General features: G+C 66.9%; 21 protein-coding genes and 1 pseudogene. 12 read left to right on the top strand and 10 right to left on the bottom strand.

Annotated elements, in window-relative coordinates; translation table 11 throughout:
* Positions 1-46: 46 nt before the first annotated feature.
* A pseudogene (locus ACO07K_RS20440) lies at positions 47-889 on the top strand (tetratricopeptide repeat protein); the annotation flags it as partial.
* 45 nt (positions 890-934) lie between these two features.
* The gene (locus ACO07K_RS20435) at positions 935-1,216 is read left to right on the top strand and encodes a DUF6429 family protein (protein WP_422036686.1); all 282 of its coding nucleotides are present in this window, start codon (positions 935-937) and stop codon (positions 1,214-1,216) included.
* Between the two features lie 332 nt (positions 1,217-1,548).
* Here ACO07K_RS20435 and ACO07K_RS20430 read toward each other — a convergent pair whose 3' ends face one another.
* The 5 genes from ACO07K_RS20430 to ACO07K_RS20410 form a co-directional block, all read right to left on the bottom strand.
* Positions 1,549-1,926 (bottom strand): VOC family protein, encoded by a 378-nt coding sequence (locus ACO07K_RS20430; RefSeq protein ID WP_422031059.1) that lies wholly within the window; start codon positions 1,924-1,926, stop codon positions 1,549-1,551.
* Positions 1,927-2,212: 286 nt separating this feature from the next.
* The gene (locus ACO07K_RS20425; protein ID WP_422031057.1) at positions 2,213-2,827 is read right to left on the bottom strand and encodes a formylglycine-generating enzyme family protein; all 615 of its coding nucleotides are present in this window, start codon (positions 2,825-2,827) and stop codon (positions 2,213-2,215) included.
* Positions 2,828-3,039: 212 nt separating this feature from the next.
* Positions 3,040-3,708: a hypothetical protein gene (locus ACO07K_RS20420; RefSeq protein WP_422031055.1), complete on the bottom strand. Its 669-nt coding sequence runs from the start codon at positions 3,706-3,708 to the stop codon at positions 3,040-3,042.
* A complete protein-coding gene (locus ACO07K_RS20415) occupies positions 3,705-4,493 on the bottom strand; it encodes a hypothetical protein (protein ID WP_422031053.1) in 789 nt (262 codons plus the stop codon). The genes ACO07K_RS20420 and ACO07K_RS20415 overlap by 4 nt, the downstream gene beginning before the upstream one ends.
* Before the next feature lie 17 nt (positions 4,494-4,510).
* Positions 4,511-5,932, bottom strand: coding sequence for a DUF2252 domain-containing protein (locus ACO07K_RS20410; RefSeq protein WP_422031051.1), 1,422 nt, complete (start codon positions 5,930-5,932; stop codon positions 4,511-4,513).
* A gap of 173 nt (positions 5,933-6,105) precedes the next feature.
* On the opposite strand from ACO07K_RS20410, the gene ACO07K_RS20405 reads away from it, so the two are divergent.
* The 3 genes from ACO07K_RS20405 to ACO07K_RS20395 all read left to right on the top strand — a co-directional run bounded on the left by ACO07K_RS20405 (position 6,106) and on the right by ACO07K_RS20395 (position 7,088).
* Positions 6,106-6,381, top strand: coding sequence for a hypothetical protein (locus ACO07K_RS20405; protein WP_422031049.1), 276 nt, complete (start codon positions 6,106-6,108; stop codon positions 6,379-6,381).
* A gap of 24 nt (positions 6,382-6,405) precedes the next feature.
* On the top strand, positions 6,406-6,621 hold the full coding sequence (locus tag ACO07K_RS20400; RefSeq protein ID WP_422010611.1) for a hypothetical protein: 216 nt from the start codon (positions 6,406-6,408) through the stop codon (positions 6,619-6,621).
* Positions 6,622-6,722: 101 nt separating this feature from the next.
* Entirely contained in the window at positions 6,723-7,088 is a 366-nt protein-coding gene (locus ACO07K_RS20395; RefSeq protein ID WP_422031047.1) for a hypothetical protein, read from the top strand.
* A gap of 40 nt (positions 7,089-7,128) precedes the next feature.
* Here the strand turns inward: ACO07K_RS20395 and ACO07K_RS20390 are convergent, their stop codons facing one another.
* The 3 genes from ACO07K_RS20390 to ACO07K_RS20380 form a co-directional block, all read right to left on the bottom strand.
* A complete protein-coding gene (locus ACO07K_RS20390; RefSeq protein ID WP_422031045.1) occupies positions 7,129-9,030 on the bottom strand; it encodes an ABC transporter substrate-binding protein in 1,902 nt (633 codons plus the stop codon).
* Positions 9,031-9,259: 229 nt separating this feature from the next.
* A complete protein-coding gene (locus ACO07K_RS20385) occupies positions 9,260-10,087 on the bottom strand; it encodes an SGNH/GDSL hydrolase family protein (RefSeq protein WP_422031043.1) in 828 nt (275 codons plus the stop codon).
* A 134-nt stretch (positions 10,088-10,221) separates the two neighbouring features.
* Positions 10,222-10,725, bottom strand: a complete 504-nt coding sequence (locus ACO07K_RS20380; RefSeq protein WP_422031042.1) for a DUF2059 domain-containing protein — start codon at positions 10,723-10,725, stop codon at positions 10,222-10,224.
* 165 nt (positions 10,726-10,890) lie between these two features.
* Between ACO07K_RS20380 and ACO07K_RS20375 the strand changes: the two genes are divergently transcribed.
* The 5 genes from ACO07K_RS20375 to pncA all read left to right on the top strand — a co-directional run bounded on the left by ACO07K_RS20375 (position 10,891) and on the right by pncA (position 15,869).
* Positions 10,891-11,463, top strand: coding sequence for an NUDIX domain-containing protein (locus ACO07K_RS20375; protein ID WP_422031040.1), 573 nt, complete (start codon positions 10,891-10,893; stop codon positions 11,461-11,463).
* Between the two features lie 55 nt (positions 11,464-11,518).
* Positions 11,519-13,174 carry a hypothetical protein gene (locus tag ACO07K_RS20370; protein WP_422031038.1) on the top strand — a complete coding sequence of 552 codons (1,656 nt, stop codon included), beginning with the start codon at positions 11,519-11,521 and terminating at the stop codon, positions 13,172-13,174.
* A gap of 70 nt (positions 13,175-13,244) precedes the next feature.
* Complete coding sequence (locus ACO07K_RS20365; RefSeq protein ID WP_422031036.1) at positions 13,245-14,111, top strand: TauD/TfdA dioxygenase family protein; 867 nt, start codon at positions 13,245-13,247, stop codon at positions 14,109-14,111.
* Between the two features lie 113 nt (positions 14,112-14,224).
* Positions 14,225-15,073 carry an enoyl-CoA hydratase/isomerase family protein gene (locus ACO07K_RS20360; RefSeq protein WP_422031034.1) on the top strand — a complete coding sequence of 283 codons (849 nt, stop codon included), beginning with the start codon at positions 14,225-14,227 and terminating at the stop codon, positions 15,071-15,073.
* 64 nt (positions 15,074-15,137) lie between these two features.
* Positions 15,138-15,869, top strand: coding sequence for a bifunctional nicotinamidase/pyrazinamidase (gene pncA / locus ACO07K_RS20355; protein WP_422031032.1), 732 nt, complete (start codon positions 15,138-15,140; stop codon positions 15,867-15,869).
* A 234-nt stretch (positions 15,870-16,103) separates the two neighbouring features.
* On the opposite strand, the gene ACO07K_RS20350 is transcribed toward pncA, so the two are convergent.
* On the bottom strand, positions 16,104-16,646 hold the full coding sequence (locus ACO07K_RS20350; RefSeq protein ID WP_422031030.1) for a hypothetical protein: 543 nt from the start codon (positions 16,644-16,646) through the stop codon (positions 16,104-16,106).
* A 155-nt stretch (positions 16,647-16,801) separates the two neighbouring features.
* Between ACO07K_RS20350 and ACO07K_RS20345 the strand changes: the two genes are divergently transcribed.
* Both ACO07K_RS20345 and ACO07K_RS20340 read left to right on the top strand, forming a co-directional pair.
* Positions 16,802-17,413, top strand: a complete 612-nt coding sequence (locus ACO07K_RS20345) for a glutathione S-transferase family protein (RefSeq protein ID WP_422031028.1) — start codon at positions 16,802-16,804, stop codon at positions 17,411-17,413.
* A 10-nt stretch (positions 17,414-17,423) separates the two neighbouring features.
* Complete coding sequence (locus ACO07K_RS20340; RefSeq protein ID WP_422031026.1) at positions 17,424-19,304, top strand: adenylate/guanylate cyclase domain-containing protein; 1,881 nt, start codon at positions 17,424-17,426, stop codon at positions 19,302-19,304.
* A gap of 16 nt (positions 19,305-19,320) precedes the next feature.
* Here the strand turns inward: ACO07K_RS20340 and ACO07K_RS20335 are convergent, their stop codons facing one another.
* A complete protein-coding gene (locus ACO07K_RS20335) occupies positions 19,321-19,785 on the bottom strand; it encodes a YHS domain-containing (seleno)protein (protein WP_422031024.1) in 465 nt (154 codons plus the stop codon).
* Positions 19,786-19,811: the final 26 nt, after the last annotated feature.

Raw genomic sequence — 19,811 nt, 5'->3', positions numbered from 1 at the left:
TCGGTTCCCGTATACTCTCTGCAGATCGGATGCGGCGAGGTGCGGCATGGCGCGAGCGGCGAAGACGAAGCGAAAGGGCGCCGGCCGCCGGGCCAAGACCAAAGCCAAAGCCGCCAGCGCTCTGCCGGTTTCGGAGTCCGACCTGGACGCACTGCTGACCTCGTTCATGCGGATGCTGGAGGGGGACGATGACGGCGACGAAGCCCTCGACCTCGCCCAGCAAAAGGCCTTCGAGGCCCTGGAGGCGCCGCGTGCCGACGAGCGGATCGCGCTGGCGCGGGAGGCGCTGGCGCTGTCGCCCCTCTGCTCGGACGCCTATCTCGTGCTCGCGCGGGAAACGGCCGATGCCAGCGAGGCACTCGAACTCTACCGGCGAGCCGTCGCCGTCGGCGCAGAGGCGTTGGGCGAGATCGACTTTCAGGACGATGCCGGCTCGTTCTGGGGTTTGATCCGGACCCGGCCGTACATGCGCGCGCGGCACGCGCTGGCCATGGCCCTCTGGCGCCTCGGTCATCGCGACGAAGCTGTCGCCCATTATCAGGAGATGCTGCGCCTCAATCCCAACGACAACCAGGGCATCCGCTACCTGTTGATCGATGCCTTGCTCGAACTCGGCCGCGAGGCAGACGCCGACGTGCTACTGGAACGCTACGAGGAGGATGCCTCGGCGCACTGGGCCTGGTCGGCAGCCCTTCTCGCATTCCGGCGGAGCGGAAACAGCTCCCGCGCCAACAGGGCGCTGGCCGGGGCCATCGAGGCCAACCGTCACGTGACGGCCTACCTGCTGGGCGCCAAGCCGCTTCCGCCGACCTTGCCGCGATTCACCGGCATGGGCGACGAGAGCGAGGCCGTCGCCTATGCCCATACCGCTGCCGGTGCCTGGGAAGCCGCGCCGGGGGCGAAGGGTTGGCTGGCCGGCGATCCGGCGATCGCGCTGGGGCAGGAAGACGACCCTCGGGGCGCCGGACACGACGACGAACTGGATCCCGATCGCATCGACGAGGTCGTTCTCGCCCTGCTCGTGCTGGGACTGCATGACGGGAGCCGCGCCTGGAAGACTTTCGATTGGGACGCGCTCGACCGCCTGCATGGCAAGGGCCTCATCTCCAATCCGGTGGGCCGCGCGAAATCGGTCGTCTTCACCGAGGCAGGCCTCGCGGCGGCCCTGCGATCGCATCGCACCCTTTTCGCCAAGAGGCCGCCGAAATCAGGATAACCCGACGCCCCGGCGACGTCTTCGGGCAGCCGCAATCGAAATAAACGAAACAACTGAAACGAACAGGCTCTGGACGCGCTTCCGGGGAGCGGCATCTACCCTCGCATCGTAAGCGCAGCGAAACCCAATATGGCGGGCGTAGAAGCTGGCGGCCGCGTGCCGTAGACAAAGCCCGAGACAGAAAATTCGGGCTCACGTTATCGGTGTTCAGGCCGTCGAATTCGTAACCGGCCGGCTCAATAGGCCGACCGATCCTGTTGCGAGGCCCTCAGCCGCAAGCCGCATGGTCCTGGACGGCTGCTGCGGCTGATGGCCCGTCCTTGTCGAGCGGGTTAGCCGCGGTGCAAGGCGCAGATCTTGTTGCCGTATGGATCGCGCAGATAGCACAGATAGAGTCTGGTCCCTCCGCCCTCGCGCCAGCCGGGCGGGTCCTCGATGGTCTTGCCACCGTTCGCGACGCCGGCATCGTGGAAGGCCTTCACTTTTTCGGGGCTGTCGCAGGCGAAGCCGATGGTGCCGCCGTTGGCATGGGTGGCGGCATTCCCGTCGATGGGCTTGCTCAGTCCCAAGGTGCCGGTGGGCGTGCGATAGAAGACTCTGCCCTTGGGATCGATCTTCCCCTCCGGCACACCGATGGCTCCGAGCACAGCGTCGTAGAATTTTTTCGAAACAGCAACGTCGTCAGCGCCGACGAAAATATGCGAGAACATCTCTAACCTCTCCCTCATCCGGTCGGTCCTCCCGAGGGCCGGACTAGCCTCGGTGCCGCAACTTCGACACGACCGATGAGTCGCATATCCGGGTTGCCGAAACCACGGACTGGACGACAATTAAATTGCTGAGCGGCAGAGGAAGCCCAAGGAGGCTGTCGAGGACGCCCGGCGCTCGATCGGCGTCGATACTGTGTCCGTGCGTCGCGCAGCGCAATCGAAACAAACGAAATAAACGAAACAATCGAAGCGGAGAGCGCCCGGGCGCGGTTCCCGGGGGGTGTCCTCAACCCTTAGCGTCGTAAGCGCAGCGAAACCCTATATAGAGGGCGTAGAAGCCCGCGGCCTTCCACTGGGCGCCATCGGCGCGGGCCTGAGCGGGGCCATACCACCAGGATCCGCCGGCGGTGAGGGCCTCGTCGCCGCGCCGGTCCGCCAGCCATTCCCAGACGTTGGCGCCCATGTCGTAGAGACCGTTGACGCCGCGTTTGGTGGTCGCGACGGCGACGTGCGCCCTGCGGTTGTTGTTCATGCCGTCGGGAGCGTCACCCACCGGATATTGGTAGGTCTGGCCCCGCACGTACCCGTCCGTCGGCCGGTCGCGCTGCTCGGTGTAGGCGGCGCTTCGCCATTCGGCGAGGGTCGGCAGCCGGCCGCCGACATGCCGGCAATAGGCCTCGGCCTCGGCCCAGGTCACGTGCACGGCGGGTTCGGAGTCCTGGCCGGGCTCGCCCTGCGGACGCTCGTAGGTCCAGCCTTGCCGCCGCGTCCACCCGCCGGTGTATTCGAAACCACCCCCCTCGCGCTCGGCCGCCGTTCGTAACGACGTGGCGCGGGCAAAGGCTCGGAACTGGCCGATCGTCACTTCGGTCGCATCTATGCCCGTTCCACCGATGCGCACAGGCTCCGGCCGTTGTGCGAGACAGGGCGCCGCACTGGCGATAACGGCGGCAACGGACGCGGTAACCATCGTAAGGCGCGAACGGATCATGGGCGTCGTGTTTCTTGGATTTGGAAGGCTGCGGGACCTGCCCAGCGGAGCGTAGGCCGTGCCGCCGGCAGGCCGCAAGATGATCCATGGCGCGACGGCCGACACGACCTCTTCGCCCTGTTCTACCTGGCGCTGGCGGCCTTCCGCGCCAGGCTGGTGACCAGCAGGTAGACGCTGATCAAGAGCGCCCACAGCGGGAAGACGAGGAAGCTCCAGTCGACCCATTGGCTGGCGAACAGCAGGAACAGTCCCAACGCGAAGCCGGGCGCCGCCAGCCAGCGCGCGATGAAGGCGGTGCGCAGCGCGATCGTCGAGGTGATCAGCATGAACACGCCCGCCATCCGGATCGCGTAGACGTTGACCAGCGTGTAGGCGAAGGCCCGTGCCAGGGCGAAGGCGGGCGAATCGCGCAGCGCCTCCGGATCGGCGGCATGGACCAGGACGATCGCCCCGAACACCGCGGTGGCCACGAACATCAGGACGAGGAAGAGCAGCCCGCTGCCCAGGAAGACCGTCGCGAACAGGCGGTCCTCCGCCTCGGCCAGGCGGTCGCGCACCACGCCGATGAACCACAGGAAGGCGACGCCGGCGAACGGGATCAGGTTGATCGCCAGCACGACCCGGTCGAGCCCGGCGACCAGCCACGTGCCGTGCTCCGCCGAGTCGCGCGGAACCGCCGACAGGAACAGCAGGAACGCCGCGATCAGCAGGCCGGAGAATAGGATGCCGGCGACCGCGGCCGCGCGTGGCGTGCGCAGCCTGCCGCGCGTCAGCGGCACTGGCGGTGTCATGGCCGGCCGGCGGGGAAGGCGTCGATCGCCGCCGCCGCGTTGACGAGCGGCTGCTGGCTCACCGTGATGTAACCGCTGCCCGGCCGGTCGATGTCCTGGATCAGCAGCACCATCGTCGCCACGAGGATTCCGGTGATGTGGACGGGCACCCGCGTCCGCTTCGATTCGACGCCGCTGCCGTAGCCGGCAAAGCCGATGCCCATGACGCACATGGCATAGAGAGCGACGATGACGACGAGGGGCAGGCGGTTGGTCATCGCCGACAGGCGCTTCTCCTGGTCGTCGATCATCTCGTTCAACGACTGGATGAACAGGCCCGTCGGCACCATCGCATTGTCTTTCGCCGCCACAGCCTGGGCCTGCCGCCAGAGCGCCTCCTGCAGCAGGTTCGACCGCGCGATCGCGCGGTCGAACTCTGCCCGGCCGATGGGTCCGCGGGCGAGATCGAGGCGGATCTGGACGTACTCGCGCAGCAGCGTGACGGACTCGCGGTCGTGCGGCGCCGGCAGCAGGCGGGCGCGCAACGCCGTCGTACCGATCGCGGCGGCCTCGCTCACGGCGCCGTCGCGCCGGGCTTCGAAGCGCGACAGGGCCATGGAGAAGGTGAACCCGATCAACAGCGCCAGCAGGCCCAGGATCGCGCCCTCGAGCGTCGACACCGCCGCCGCGCCCTGCCGGGCGGCCCGTACCCCGAGCCAGTGGCCCGCTTCACCGGCGCCGCCGATCAACACCAGGCTGGCCAGGAAGATCGCCAGCAGGGAGTGGTTGTCGATGTCGAACGCCATCGCCGGCGCCCGCGCTTCTATCGATCTTCCTCGAGATGGACCTTGATCCGGCCGGCGGAAACCGCGGACTTCAGCAGCGCGTGGTCGCGTTCGGTCTGGTCGGCATAGGACACCGCGAACTTCACCATGGCCTCGTCGAAAGCCTCGCTCGTGCCGAGGTAGCCCGCGATCAGCCAGGGATGGCTGGCGCGCCCGTGCGCCCGCGCCAGGGCCCAGCCGCAAGCCTTGCCGAAGAGCACCAGCATCTTGCGGTCGAAGGTCTCGACCAGCGGCTTGATCTTGGCGTCGCGCAGCTGGCGGACGTAGAGGTCGTTGCCCCGCAGGCCGGTCGCCCAGCCGAGGAAGATGTCCGACGACGACTGCATCAGACGCTGGCCCTGCACCACGCGCTGCCCGGCATGGCCGTAGCCGCTCTTGCCGGCATAAGGCTCGAGCACCGAGGGCACGGCCTCCTTGAACTGGAGGAACAGCGGCTGATTCGAGGACGACATCAGCAGGCCGATCGAGCAGTAGCGGCCGACGCTGCCGATGCCGACCACCTTCATGGCGACGTCGACCAGGCGATAGCGGTCGAGCAGCGCCTTGCGATCGTCGGACAGTGAGTCGCGGTAGCTGGCGAAGGCCTTGTCCACCGCCTCCAGGAAGCCTTCCGCACGCGCGAACTCCGGATGGAAGATCAGGGGGGGCTGGTCCTTGATCTGGACCTGGCCGCCGACCATCTCGGCCAGCTTGGGAAAATCGATGTCCGCGGAGCGCTCGTCCTTCGCCGCCTCGATCCGGCGCTGCACGCGCTTCCTGATCTGCGGATCGTCGGTCAGGCTGAACAGCTCCTCCGGTCCGATCCTGGTGTACCAGGCCTCGAGCGGGCTCATCTCGGCGACATCGCGCAGGCGCTCGCGGTAGCTGCGGGCCGCCGCCTGGGCCGCGTCGCGCCCCGCCGCTTCCGACAGGCCATTCGACCGCGCCGCCAGCACGAACGAGGCGACCAGGCGCTTCAGGTCCCATTCCCACGGCGCCGGCAGGGTCTCGTCGAAATCGTTGATGTCGAAGTTGATGCCGCGCTCGGGCGTGGCGAAGCCGCCGAAGTTCAGTAGGTGGCAGTCGCCGCAGGCCTGCACGTTAACCTGCGTCGAGGGCGTGGCCGCAAGGTCGGCGGCCATGACGGCGGCCGCCCCGCGATAGAAAGTGAACGGCGATTGCAGCATACGGCCGTAGCGGATCGGCAGCAGATCGATCTGACGCCCCTCGTCGGAGGCCTGGAGAATCTCCAGCGGATCACGACGGTCCTTCGGACGCTTCCACTCGCCCTGGCTGGTGCGCGGAACCGTGTCGCGCAGGCGCTTGCCGGCGGCGACGAGGTCGTCGGCCGGCACCGAGTGCACGGGACGGTCCAGTTCGGGGACGGTCGGCCGGGTGCGCAGCTTGGTCACGTTAGTCATGGAGGGCATCCTTCGAGACGCGAGGGCTTCGCGCCGCCTGCGTAGAATAGAGCCGCCCCGCGCCCCGGTTCTTGACACATGTCAAGGCCCGGCGGGTCTCGTTCGGCCCGCTGCATCGTTGGCGGGGCGGGCGCGTTCACTGGGGCGCCCCCTCAATGCCGACGGAGATTTACATGGCCCGCACCCCCCAAAAGCCCGACCCGAACGAGGCCTCGGCCAGCTACAGCGGCACCGGACAGGCCAAGGACGCGCGCCGTGAGGAGAAGCGCAGGACGGGCGTGTACGGCGCCGAAGCGGAAGAGGGGCCGGGTTACGAGCGCGAGGACCAGGAGAAGGGCGGCCGCTACGGGCTGGAACCCACTGTCGAGCGGCCCGTCGATGAGGGCAGTTCCGAGACGGAGGTGCCCCCGGCGGGCCGGAAAGTGGATAAGGTGCCGGACCGCAAATGATGCCGGAATCCGGCAGGAGAGTTCATGGGCCAGCCGATTTCCGAAGCCAAGAAGGCGATATTCCTGCAGCGGGCCGAGGCACGGCTGAATTTCGCCCGCAACCTGCCGGAGGGGCACGCCAATCGGGAGGCCAAGATCCGGGAGGCGGAGAAGGCGCTGCAGACCGCGCTGGCCTCCAAGACCGGCCCGGTGCGGAAGGCGGCCAAACCGGGCAAGGCGAGGAAGAAGCGTGCTCGATGACGGCTGGCTTGCCTTGGAAACGGCGCGATTTCGACATCGAAAATGGCTAGAATACGTCGAGAGATTGCCATTCGTTACCACCTTCCGGTGAGGGAAAGTCGATGCTGAAGAAGTTCGCCGTGGCCGCTTTGGTCGCCCTGCTCCCCGCCGCGCCCGCTTTGGCCGAGCCGGCCGTCTTCACTTGGACGGGCTACGGGCTGAACGTACCGGGCAGCGGCAAGTGCCCGACCTACAAGATGGTGATCGACGTCACGGTCGTGGGCACCGACGTGCAGGGCCGCTTCCAGCAGGAAGGCCGCCCGGAGCGCAACTTCAAGGCGACGCTGGGCGCCGACATGAAGTTCAAGACCACCGCCGTCGTGGGCGGCGGCAACAAGATGGACGTGGTGGGCTCGCTGAAGCCCGGCGCCTCGACCATCATGCTCGACGGCTACTGCCTGTTCGAGGGCCCCCTCAAGCCCAAGTGACGAAGCCCTCGATCGGTCTCGTCGACCGGCCTCTGGATCGCTAGCTGGCGATCCAGAAGGTGTCGGGCTCGTAGAGGCCGATATAGCCGCCCGGATCCCAGGCCCAGTAGCCCTTCTCCGGCACGTTTCGCACTTTCTTGCCGACCGTCACCGGCTGGCGCACCTCGTTCACCGTGCCGATCGAGAACACCTCCTCGGCATTGACCGCGAGAATCTCCTCCCAGGCCTTGCGGCGCTCGGCGGAATCGGCCGACTGCTCCCACTTCTGCAGCAGCGCCAGCAGGTGCTTGCCGACTTCCATGTCGCAGGGCTCGCCCTGCTTGCCCTTTGATTCGACGTAGAGGCCCCATTTCGGCCATTGCAGCCCGCCCTGCATCACCGGCGTGAATTCGCGCGGGCTGGTGTCGGGGGTGGGGGCGGCGGTGGTGACGCCGGCATAGGCGGTCATGACCGCCTCGCCGGAGGTGGTGCGCAGGCGGAAATTGTCGGTGCTCTGCGGCTTCAGCAGCGCCTTGAGGCCGATCTTCTTCCACTGGTCGACGACCAGGGTCATGGTGTCGACCTCGTCGGCCTTCTCGCTGGAATGCTCGATCACGAACATTGCCGGCTGGCCGTTGGGCAGCAGGCGGATGCCGTCGCTGCCCTTCTTCGTGAGCCCGATCTCGTCGAGCAGCTTGTTGGCGGCCTTTACGTCCTGGACCGCCCACTTGGTCGCATATTCCGGCTTGAACAGGGGCGAGCGCGGCATGATCGTGTTGGCCGAGGGCTTGGCCATCCCATTGTAGACGACGTCGCTCAGCTCGTCGCGATTGATCGCCAGCGACAGGGCGCGGCGGAAGCGGACGTCGCGGTTGAGCTTGCGCCAGGTCTCGTCGTTGGCGTTCATGTTGGGATAGAACGCGACCTCCGAGCCCGAGCCCTTTTCCCAGAGGAGCGCCTTGATGCCCGAGGTCTTGGCGGCGTCGCGCAGGAAGGTGTAGTCGCGCAGGCCGAGATAGCGCGGCTGCAGGTCCGATTCACCCAGGCCGGCCTTGGCCGGAATCAGGTTGGCCGCGACCACCGTCATGATCACGTCGTTGATGTAGGGCAGCTGCTGGCCCTTGCTGTCGATGCGGTGGAAGTAGGGGTTGCGCACGAATACGAAGCGCTGGGCCGGCGGCACCGTGGTCAGCATCCACGGGTTCAGTGTCGGCAGGTCGACGTTGCTGTTGCCGTACATCGCGTCCTGGCGCTTGAAGACGTTGGACCAGCGGCTGCCCTTGTATCGCTTGAGGATCTCTTCCTCTTCCGTGTACTTGCCGTGCAGCGTCTTCAGATAATGCGCCGGGCGGAACAGAAATAGCGGGGCGGCGCGCGCCTGGCTCTCGATGAAGTCGGGATTGGGCTTGTGCCAGGTGTAGCGGATCGTCACCGCGTCGAGGATGTCGACCTTGGGCGGCTTGCCCTCGACCAGCAGCTCGACCGAGGGACCGTTGGGCGACAGGTCCTTGTTGTTGGCGATGTCCTCCCAGAAGAAGCGGAAGTCCTCGGTGGTGAAGGGATGGCCGTCCGACCATTTGTGGCCGGCGCGCAGCTTCAGGGTGAACTCGCGGCCGTCCTTGACCTCGTAGCTCTCGAGGATGTCGGGGTGCAGCTTGAACTTGTCGTCGTACACGATCAGCCGCGTGTAGCTGTAGACGGTCATCAGGCGCGTATCGCGCGTGGCGGCCACCAGCATGTTGAGTTGGCCGCCATGTTTGCCCAGGCCATCGGCGCCCGAGAAGCTCTCGAGGACGCGCGGCTGCTTGGGCAGGCGCTCTGCGACCGGCGGCAGCGCGCCCGACTTCACCTTGTCCCGCAGACCCGGAGTCTCCTGCAGCGTCGGCACGTCAGCGGCAAAGGCCGGAACGCTGCGCGCCACCAAGCCCATCAACAGCGCCTGCGTCAGAACACGTCGCTTCATCGCCCGCCTCACTGTTTGTTGTCGATCCAATGCTCCCGCGCCCAGTATGATGCACAACTAAGGCGAAAATCGTCGATTTTCTGAAGAATCGGGCCGAGAGGAAACGACGCATCGGCCGCACCGGACCGTCTTCGGCGCGCCACACCCTGATTCCCAACAAACCGGACGTGCGCCCGTTCCTCCCGCAGGCGAAGGATGTTCTCCCGCACGTGAACGGCTTCGACGAAGTTCAGCTGGACCAGGTGCGCAGTCTCGCGGCCAACAGGCTGGCGATCATCAGGTTGCCGCGCGCGTTCATGTGGAGAGTGCCATAGAAGTCGCCTGGCCTCGGCTCGGCGGCAAGTCGATGGAACGTGTCCAAGGTCGCGATTCCATGCAGTGCCGCACACTCCAGAAGGGGGCGCAGCACGTTCCTTTGTTCCTGCGCCTGGCGGCGGCCCGACCAGGCATAGGCATCGTACTGCGCGACCAGCACGAGCTTTACCCGGTTCACAGTCTGAAGGCTGGAAAGGCGCTCGATGAGCGCTCGGGAAATACGGGCTCCGGTGCCGGCACGCCGTTCCATCCGCCGCCTGACCTCGGTGGGCGGCTTCGTGCGTTCCGGTACCGGTACGCCTCTCAGTACGAGCTTCCCTCCCTGGAGGGCGAACCAGGGTTTGTCGTGCCACCACATCCGCCGCATCTCGGTGCGTTGAACGTCGTTGGCGATCATGCCGACGATCACCAGGGCCAGCCCGTGCAAGGCCGTCAGCCGTTCGGTTCGCAGGACGATCTGGTCCAGACCGTAGCCGCTGACGCCGCCATTCAGGACGGTGCGGCCGGTCAGCCGTTGCAGCTGTGCGGGCCAGGCGTCGAGGTCGGCGACGTCCTCGCCATAGGTGAAGGAATCGCCGACGGCCAATATGGGCGTATCGGCCGAGGCCGGCTTCTCGCCCGAAAACCTGAATCCATTCGCCTCGATCGTGACCGGACCGCCATCTCGCACGGTGCCGCGGACTCCAGGTCGCGGGACGTAACCGAGATCGCCATCATGGACATGGAGAAATTTGTCGGCCATCGCTCGACCCCGAATTCCGCCGACATCCTAGGATGAAGATGCCGGCATAAACAGGTCGTCGCTGATCGCTGCTCTCCCGCGCGTAGGCCGCGATCGCCAAGAGGCTCGCGCCCAAGAGGCTCGCGCCGTCGTCTTCAGGTCTTGTTCATCTTCAGCTTGCGCTTCTCGAGCTCGGGCTGGAGCTTGATCATGACCTCCATCGCGATCTTCTGGCCGAAGGTCTGGGCCACTGTCATGGACTCGGAGAGGATCTGGGGCATCTCCTTGACCATCTTGCGTCCTACCGGCGAGTCGTAGAAGGCGGTGACCTGGGTCAGTTCAGCGGCGGTGAAGTGCTGCGCATAGACCGCGGCGATGGCGTCGATCATGGGCGGAAGCTGCTTGGCGAACTCGGCCTGCATGAGACCGATAACTTCATTGATCTCCGCCGTCTTGCCGGGATTGGCCTGCTCGAGGGTGGCCTTCTGCGCGTTCAGGAGGGCGCCCGCCATCTGCTGGCCGACCGCGGCGGAGCCGGACTTCTCCAGGAACACCTTGGCCTGGGCCAGCGCGGCGGGATCGACGGGTTTCGGCGCCTGGGCCAGTGCTGGCGCGGCGAAGGCAAAGGCGACGGAGACCAGGAGAGCGGAAAAACGCATGATTTCCTTCAAATGCTCGGGTGGCCAGGTTCAATGCTGACCGGCCCCTCGGGTTCCATCGTCTTTTCCGTCCCGACGGCGAGGCTGCTATCCTCATAGGCCAATGAATCGTGCGTGAACGCCAGCCGAGGACATGATGGCATCTGAAGAAGACAGGAAGCGCACGTGACGATCGCGAAGAAAGGCCCCTGGACCATCCTCTCGCGGGAGGACGTGTACGAGAACCCATGGATCCGGGTCACGCATCACGAGGTGCTGACGCCATCGCAGACGCCCGGGATCTACGGGCTGGTCCACTACAGGAACCTCGCCATCGGGGTCGTGCCGGTCGATGCGGAGGGCCACACCTATCTGGTCGGCCAGCATCGCTTTCCGCTCGACGCCTACAGTTGGGAGATCCCCGAGGGCGGCGGGGCGCATGGGGTCGATCCGCTCGACTCGGCGGCCCGCGAGCTGCGCGAGGAGACGGGGCTCGTGGCGCGCCGCTGGCGCAAGCTGCTGGAGGCGGACCTGTCGAACTCCGTCTCCGACGAGCGCGCCGTCGCTTACCTCGCCTGGGGCCTGGCGCAGGGCGAGGCCGAGCCGGAAGCCACCGAGGAGCTGGCGGTCAGGCGCGTGCCGCTCGCCGAGGCGTTCCGCATGGTCGAGGCCGGCGAGATCCGCGATGCGCTGAGCGTGCTGTCGTTGCAGGCCGTCCGCCTGCTTCAGCTGGAAGGAAAGCTCGACCTGCCGGACTGAGCCCGGCGGAGCGGCGTGGTAGACGATGGTGTCGGACGGTTGATTCAGAGGTCGAATGTCAAGGATTGCGCTCAAGCCGGGAGAGCTCGGAACGTATGTGCGGCAGGACGGGCCGCTCGGGGGGCGAGGGGCCCGGACGATCTGCGTTCTGCTCGTGCTCGCCGTGCTGGCCGCCAGCGCGGCGCTGCTCGTACTGCCGCCCAAGGTCTATTCGCGGACCATGGTGTGGGACTTCCTGTTCAACCTCTCGGGTGCCTGGGCGATCTTCAACGGCCTGTCGTTCCATACCGACGTTCACGATCCGCTGGGCGGCGGATCGTTCTGGTTGACGGTGCTCGGCTTTCGACTGGTCGGGGTGTCGCTCTGGGCCTTCCTCGTCGGCAAGATCGCGATGTCGGCGATTGTCTTTGCGATCGCGACGGTCGTGACGCTCAGGCGCCTCGCGCCGGTTCCGGCGGCGCTGTTCATCCTCATGGTGTCGCAGCTCTGCCTTCTGCCCACCAACACCGGCGACCTGCTCGACGATTTCACCTTCGCGATGCCCTACAATCTATACGGCTGGTCCGTCGTCAGCGTGCTGGCGCTGGCGCTGTTCCTGCTGCCGGCGGAGGATGGCAGGGGGCACTGGTGGGACGTCGCTTCGGTCGTGTGCCTGCTCACGCTCCTGTTCTATCTCAAGATCACCTATTTCCTGGCGGGCCTCGGCATCTGCGTCGCGGCCTTCGTCGTGAATCCGTCGGTGCTCGAGCGGTGGCGGAGCTGGGCCGTCGCGATGCTCGCAACGACGGCCGTCTTGATGGGGCCGTGGAACTGGCCCTACCTCGCCGACATTTCGTCGGCGATCGGTTCGGGCGCGGTCAGATCGCGGGTCCTCGAACTGCTGGTCATGTTCTCGGCCAACGCGTTCGAGTTCGCGATCTATCTGGCAGTCCTCCTCGTGGCCGTCGGGCTCTGGCGGGCGAAGTGGGTTTCGTTCCGTCTCATCCTCGCGGTGCTTGCGCTCTACGGCGCGAGCGTCGCGATTCTCAGTCAGAACGCGCAGCTTCGTGGTCTCACGCTCTGTTCGGTTTCCTTCTTCCTGCTGTACGGGCCGCTGAGCCTGCGGCGTCCGTCCGGGGACTTCCGGCAAACCTACCATCTCGCGGCGCTGCTGATCTTGCCGGCCATCATCTGCGCGAACACGACGCTCAGTCTCGGCCTCTATGCACGGCGCGGGTTCAGCGACTTCAACGTCCATACGGTCGAGACGTCCGCGCTCAAGGGGCTGTCGGTCCCCATCGAGATGGTGCCGGCCTGGCATGCGCTGTCGGCGCGCAGCGGCGACTACTCGTGGCGCTCGCGGACGCGTTCGGTCCATGGCGATCCGCCGGTCACCCAACTTCAGTATGTTCAGACCATTCTCGAGGCCGTCGGACTGCTGCAACGAGACGGTCGCGAGCCGGGCGGGGTCGCGGTGATCGACCAGGTCAATCCGCTGCCCTTTGCCCTGGGATGGGCGCCGCCCGCCGGCGGCAATCTCTGGTACGATCTCGGCTTCCCCTGGCCGAGCGCCGAAGTGGCGCTGGCGAACGTGCGCTATGTGCTGGTCCCGAAATTCCCGACGAGCGTCGAGATTTCGAAGGAGGCGTTGCGACGTTTCGGGCCCTATCTGGACCGTCACTATCGATTGGAGCTCGAGTCGGAGAGCTGGCAGCTCCTCACCCGCCAGTAACCGGCGGTCTGGCCGTCGCGCCGCAAATCGGGAAGACTGCGAACCCACGACATCACGGAGTTCGCCCGCCATGCCCCAGCTCCAGTACGAAGCGCTCCATCCCGAGTTCGGCGTCCGCATTCGCGGCCTCGACGTCGGCAGGCCGCTCGCGGACGATCTCGTCGTCGAGATCCGTGCCGCGATCGACCGATACTCCTTCGTCTGCTTTCCCGATCAGTCGATGGACGACGACCGCCAGCTTGCGCTCACGCGCCGGCTCGGCAACCCCGAGCCCAGCCACACCAGCGTCGGCAAGGTCGAATATTTCGGCACCATCGGCAACGTGCAGAAGGACGGCACGGTGCTGGGCAATTCGCACAAGAAGACCGTCTTCCTCACCGGTAACAACATGTGGCACTCCGATGCTTCGTTCAAACCGGTGCCGGCCTTCCTCTCGGTGATGTGCGCCTACGAGACGCCGGCCGAGGGTGGCATCACCATGTTCGTCTCCCTGCGCGCCGCCTACGACCGGCTGCCGCCCGAGCGCAAGGCCGAGCTCGAGCCGCTCATCGCCATTCACGACTACGTTCATTCACGTTCCAAGGTCGCGCCCGATGCGGTCTCGCCGGAGCTTGCCGCCTCGCTGCCGCCGGTGCGCCAGCGGCTGGTGCGGACCAATCCGGCGACGGGCGCGAGGAACCTGTTCCTCGGCAGCCACGTGCGCGAGATCGAGGGCATGAGCGTCGCCGCCGGCCGCGCCCTGATCGACTCGCTGACCGAGGAAGCGATCCGGCCCGAGCATGTCTACCATCACGCCTGGCAGCCGGGTGACGTCGTGCTGTGGGACAATCGCTGCCTGCTGCACGCCGGCAGCGGCTACGACGCCGACCGCCATCGCCGCTACATGCGCCAGACCCGCGTCAGCGGCGCCTGCTCGTCGCTCGAAGAGGCCGCTTAGCCGCGCATCGTCGAAGGCGTGATCCGGAAGGCGCTGCGAAACTGCGCCCATGACGGTGGCCTTGCGCCGGCCGATACTGCGCCTCCGCCTGATCAGCAGTGGAGGAAACACGCATGGCGCCGAAGCTTGTCGACTACCTGTCCTACGAGCCCGAAGAGAACGGAATCCTCTGGATCAGGTTCAACCGTCCGGACCGGCTCAACGCGCTCGTCGGGACGGCGGAGGAGAACGGTACCGTCGCCAAGGTCGGCGAGTACATGCGCGCCGGTGACGACGATCCGAACATCCGCGTGATCGTGCTCACCGGCGTCGGCCGCGTCTTCTGTGCCGGCGCGGACCTGCGCTCGAAGATGCCGGCGGAGGTGACGGGCGAGGAGTTCCCCGGCAACCGCGGCTCGCACGAGGGACCCGATGCCGCGCGTCAGCACTTCTTTCACGGCTTCACCAAGCTCCACCGCGACATCTCGCTGATCCGCAAGCCGACCATCGCCATGATCAACGGCCCGGCCGTCGGATCGGGCATGGACATGGCGCTTCACTGCGACATCCGCATCGGCTGCGAGAAGACCCGCTTCATCGGCTACCAGAATGCCGGGCAGATCATCGAGAACGGCGGCTCCTACTATCTGCCGAAAATGGTCGGCCTCGGTCGGGCGCTCGAATTTGCCTACACCGGCGAGCTCGACGCCGAGCGCGCCTATCACTGGGGTATGCTCAATCACCTCGTGGCGTCGGACAAGCTCGAGGAAACCACGCGGGCCCTGTGCGACCGCATCATCAAGGTGCCGCCGCTGGTGCAGTGGGTCGGCAAGCGCATCATGCGCGCGGCCCTCGACAGCACCATGGAGACCACCATGGTCCTCACCTCGAATGCCGGCGGCATCCTGAACGGCTCCGAAGATGCCAAGGAAGCGCGACGCGCCTTCGCCGAGAAGCGCCCGCCGGCCTTCAAGGGCCAGTGATCCCGGTCGCCTCTTCGGCGACGAGGCGCTAGGCTGCGGCCTCATCCAGTATCGGAGGATGGCCATGACATCGAACATGACTCGCCTGTCGCGCCGCGGCTTCGTGCGGTCGGCCGTCGCTCTCGGCGTGGTCGGCGGAACGATCTCGCCGCTCCTCGCCGCCGATCCGATCAAGCCCGGCGCCAACAGCGCCCTCATCGTCATCGACGTCCAGAACTGCTTCATCGACGGCGGCACGCTGCCGGTGAAGGGCGGTGCCGAGGTCGTGCCGATCATCAACAAGCTGGCCGGCGCGTTCCAGAACGTGGTCGTGACGCAGGACTGGCACACGCCGGGCCACGCCTCGTTCGCCAGCGCGCATACGGCCAAGAAGCCGTTCGAGACGGTCGGGCTCCCCTACGGCACGCAGGTCCTGTGGCCCGATCATTGCGTGCAAGGCTCCGACGACGCGGCCCTGCACAAGGACCTCAAGCTGCCGACGGCGCAGCTCGTCATCCGCAAGGGCTTCAACAAGGGCGTCGACAGCTACTCGGCGTTCGAGGAGGCGGATCGCAAGACGACGACGGGCCTTGCGGCCTATCTCAAGGCACGCGGCATCGACACCGTCTTCCTCACCGGCCTCGCCACCGATTTCTGCGTCGCCTGGACGGCGCTGGACGCCCGCAAGCTCGGCTTCACCACCTATGTGATCGAGGACGCCACCCGCGCCATCGACCTCAACGGCTCGCTGGCGGCGGCCTGGAAGGAAATGACGGCCGCTGGCGTGAAGCGCATCCTGGCGAGCGATATTTCCTAGGGGCTTTCCGCTTCAAGTCGACCCGCCCCCCCTCATCCTGAGAGGCTGGCCGGAAATGAATTGAATCGATTCAAGCCCTTACCTCATCCTGAGGAGCGCGCCTGGCGCGGCGTCTCGAAGGATGGGCAACAGGCGCGGTGCTCGTGCCCATGCTTCGAGACGCGTCCCGGCGGGACGCTCCTCAGCATGAGGTTGGTGATGGTGATTCTATCTGAATTGAAAGGAGACCAGCCGCTACTGCGGCCAGCCTAGTTCGATCTCGATGACGACGGGCTTGACCTGGCGCATCGCGCTGTCGGTCGAGGAGAATTCGACGTCGCCGTTCACCTTGTCGAGCGCGTCGCCGGGCGCGTCGCTCGGCGGGTCGAAGCGCATCGATAGATTGCAGCCGCCGACCGGCTTGTCGAGCCGCCCGCCGTCCCAGCCATTGGTATAGCCGCCGAGGTCCCAACCGAAGCCCGTCAGGGTGAAGGCCTTGCCGTTCATCGCCTCGATTTCCGCCAGCGTGGCGCCGTTCGCGACCGGCTTGTCCAGGCCGGTGACGGCCACCGGCCAGGCCGAGCCGTTGCGGATGATGACGACGTTGGGGCGGGCATAGGAATCGTGCCAGAGGATGTCGATGCGCTTCGCCGGGTCCCTGGCGAAGATGGCGGTTCCGGGCTCGGTATTGCCCTCGCCGACGGGGATGTCGGCCCGTTCCACATTGGCGGCACCGAAGACCTGCGCAAGCCTGCGCTCGTCGGCGTCACGGGCAAAGGGGCCGGTGCAGTCGAGCATCGCCGGTATCCGGTCCTGGGCGAAGGCGGGCGCCACAGTCGTGACGCAAAGTAGGAATGCAAGTCGCAGGGACGGGCACATATCGCTTCTCGAACCGTTCTGGCGGTCGGCACCGCCCGGACGCAATATTGGGGCTACTGCAGGGAATCAACAGCATGACCGACGAAGTCGTCTTCTATCACAACCCGCGTTCGCGGGCGCAGATGGCGCACTGGATGCTCGAGGAGGTTGGCGCACCCTACCGCATCGTGCCGATCGATTTCGCCAAGGGCGAGCACAAGGCGCCGTCCTTCCTGGCGCTCAATCCCATGGGCAAGCTGCCGACCATCGTGCATCGCGGTACCGTCGTCACCGAGACGGCGGCCATCATCGCCTATCTTGCCGGCGCCTACCCGCAGGCGGGCCTGGCGCCGGCGCTCGACGACCCGTCGCGCGGCACCTATTACCGCTGGCTGTTCTTCGGAGCCGGCTGCATCGAGCCGGCCCTGCTCGACGAGATGCTGAAGCGCCCCGCGCCGGAACAGAAGACGGCCCTGGGCTGGGGCAGTTACGACGACGTGCTGAACGCCTTGAAGTCCGTGTTGGGCAAGGGCCCGTATCTGCTGGGCGACAGGTTCAGCGCCGCCGATGTCTATGTCGGATCCGAACTGCGCTGGGGCATGATGTTCGGCGCGCCCGGTCTCAAGGGCGAGACGCTCTTCGAGGAGTATGTGGCGCGGCTGAATGCCCGCCCGGCCCTGCAGCGCGTCGAGGCCGCCGCCGGCTGACGCGAGACCGATGACCTCCTCCCTCACCACCCGCAGGCTGGCGACGATCCTGTTCGCCGACGTCTCCGGCTACAGCCGCATGATGCGCGCCGACGAGGAACGCACCCTCGTCGACCTGCGCGCGCATCTGGCCGAGCTGGTGGCGCCGGTGATCGAACGGTTCGGCGGCCGCATCGTGAAGACGGTGGGCGACGGCGTGATGGTCGAGTTCGGCAGCGCCGTCGAGGCGGTGCGGTCCGCGGTCGAGCTGCAGCGCGGCATGGCGGGGCGCAACGAGGGCGTGCCGGCGGAGCGGCGGCAGACCTTCCGCATCGGTCTGCATCTGGGCGACGTGATCGCCTCCGACGACGATGTGTTCGGCGACACGGTGAACCTCGCCGCCCGGCTGCAGGGCGTGGCCGAGCCGGGCGCCATCGTTCTGTCGGCCGCCGTCTACGAGCAGGTGCGCGACAAGCTCGCTCTGCCGTTCCGCGACCTCGGCAACCGCTCGGTGAAGAACATCGACCGGCCGGTCCATGTCTATACGCTGGACTCCGCGGCACTCGCCGACGGCGTGGCGGCAGCACCGTCCCGGCCGCGGCGACGCAAGCACGTGACGGCCGCCGTCGCAGCCGTTGCGGCGGTTCTGGTGGCAGGGGCGGGCGCCCTGGCCTACTTCTCCGGCCACCTCCTGCCCGCGGAGGAGGCGGTGGCCGCCGCGCCGGCGCCGGTCGAGACCGGCCTGTCGGTGGCGGTGCTGGTCTTCGCCAACCAGAGTGGCGATCCTGGGCAGGACTATTTCTCCGACGGGTTGACCGAGGACATCACGCGGGCGCTCGGCCGCTTCAAGCAGCTCACGGTTCTGTCCTACGGCGCGGTGCTGCCGTTCAGGGGCAAGAACCTGCCGCCGCAGGAGATCGGGCGCGCGCTCCGGGCGCGCTACATCGTGGGCGGCACGGTGCGCCGCATGGGGCCGCGGGTGCGCGTCACCGTGCAGTTGAGCGACGCGATGACCGGCACGCAGCTCTGGTCCGAGCATTACGACGACGATCTGGGCGACATCTTCGCGGTGCAGGACCGCATCGCCCGCCGCATTGCCGGCACCCTGGCGACCAACCTGCAGCAGCTCGCCGTACAGCAGTCGCTGCGCAAGCCGACTGACAATCTCGATGCCTACGACATGCTGCTGCGCGGCCGCACCCGCGCCGCGGAGACGACGCCGTCGGGCAACCGGGCGGCGCGCGAGATGCTGGAGAAGGCGATGTCGATGGCGCCGGCCTATGCCGATGCCTATGCCGAGCTGGCCGGCGTTCATTTCGAGCGCGCCACCTTCGGCTGGTCGGAATTTCCCCAGCAGGACATCGATACCGCGATCCGCTACGCCCAGAAGGCAATCGATCTCGACGAGGAGAACGTGCTGGCGCATGGCGTGTTGGCCCGCGCCTATGCCGCCACCCGCAAGTACGATCTGGCAATGGCCGAATCGGAGCGCGCGCTGGAGATCAACCCCAGCGACGCCGAGGTGCTGCGGGCCCGGGCCGCCGTGCTGCTGTGGACCGGCCGCATCGAGGAATCGATCGCGACCGCGGAGATCGCCAACCGCCTCAACCCCAACATCGGTCCCGAGGCGGCGCTCAATCTCGGCATCGCCTATCTGCTGAGCGGGCGCTACGCCGATGCGGTGCGCCTGCTCGAGACCGTGCGCGCCCGCTTCCCGGCCTATCCGCTGCTCGACCTGCCGCTGGCCGGTGCCTATGCCGAGATGGGACGCGCGACCGACGCGAACGAGGCGATGGAGGAGGGAAGGCGCAAGAATCCGCACCTCGAGGCCGCGAGCTTCGGCACGCGCTTCCAGGATCCGGCGCTGCAGCAGCGGCTCGCGGCAAGCCTGCGCAAGGCCGGTCTGAACTGAGGCGGAGACCGCCGCATTACCGGTTCGTCGTCTTCTTCAGGTTCTGCCAATTGCCCTTGGCCCGGGAGGCGTTGGCGCCTGCATCCTCGCGAAACCGCTGCGAACCGGCGGCGCTGGCGAAGACGTAGAGACGGCCGTTCGAGATGGTCCAGATCGTCGGGTCGGATTCGCGCAGATTGCCGTTGGCCATGTTCATGGCGCACTGGCCGCCGAACTGCGGGGCGTATTTGTCGGGGTCTGCCCTGAACAGGTCACGGTGGCGGGCGCTGACGAAGCGGTAGCGCACGCCGTCCCAAACGAGTTCGAAGTCGGCGCTGCCCGCGGTCGGGGCGCCCAAGGTGAAATAGGCCACCGGATCGTAGCCCTTCAGCCCGAGGCGGGCGGCGCTCGCCGGGTTCTGCGCGCCGGCGGCAGACGCCCCCGTCAGACCGCCGACGAGGGCGGCGGCCATTCCCTGCAGGAATGCACGGCGCTTGCTCATGTCTTGCTCTCCCGATCCGCCGGCGA

The organism is Reyranella sp. (assembly GCF_965228225.1).
GTDB lineage: Bacteria > Pseudomonadota > Alphaproteobacteria > Reyranellales > Reyranellaceae > Reyranella.
This window is presented reverse-complemented; position numbering and strand designations above follow the sequence as displayed.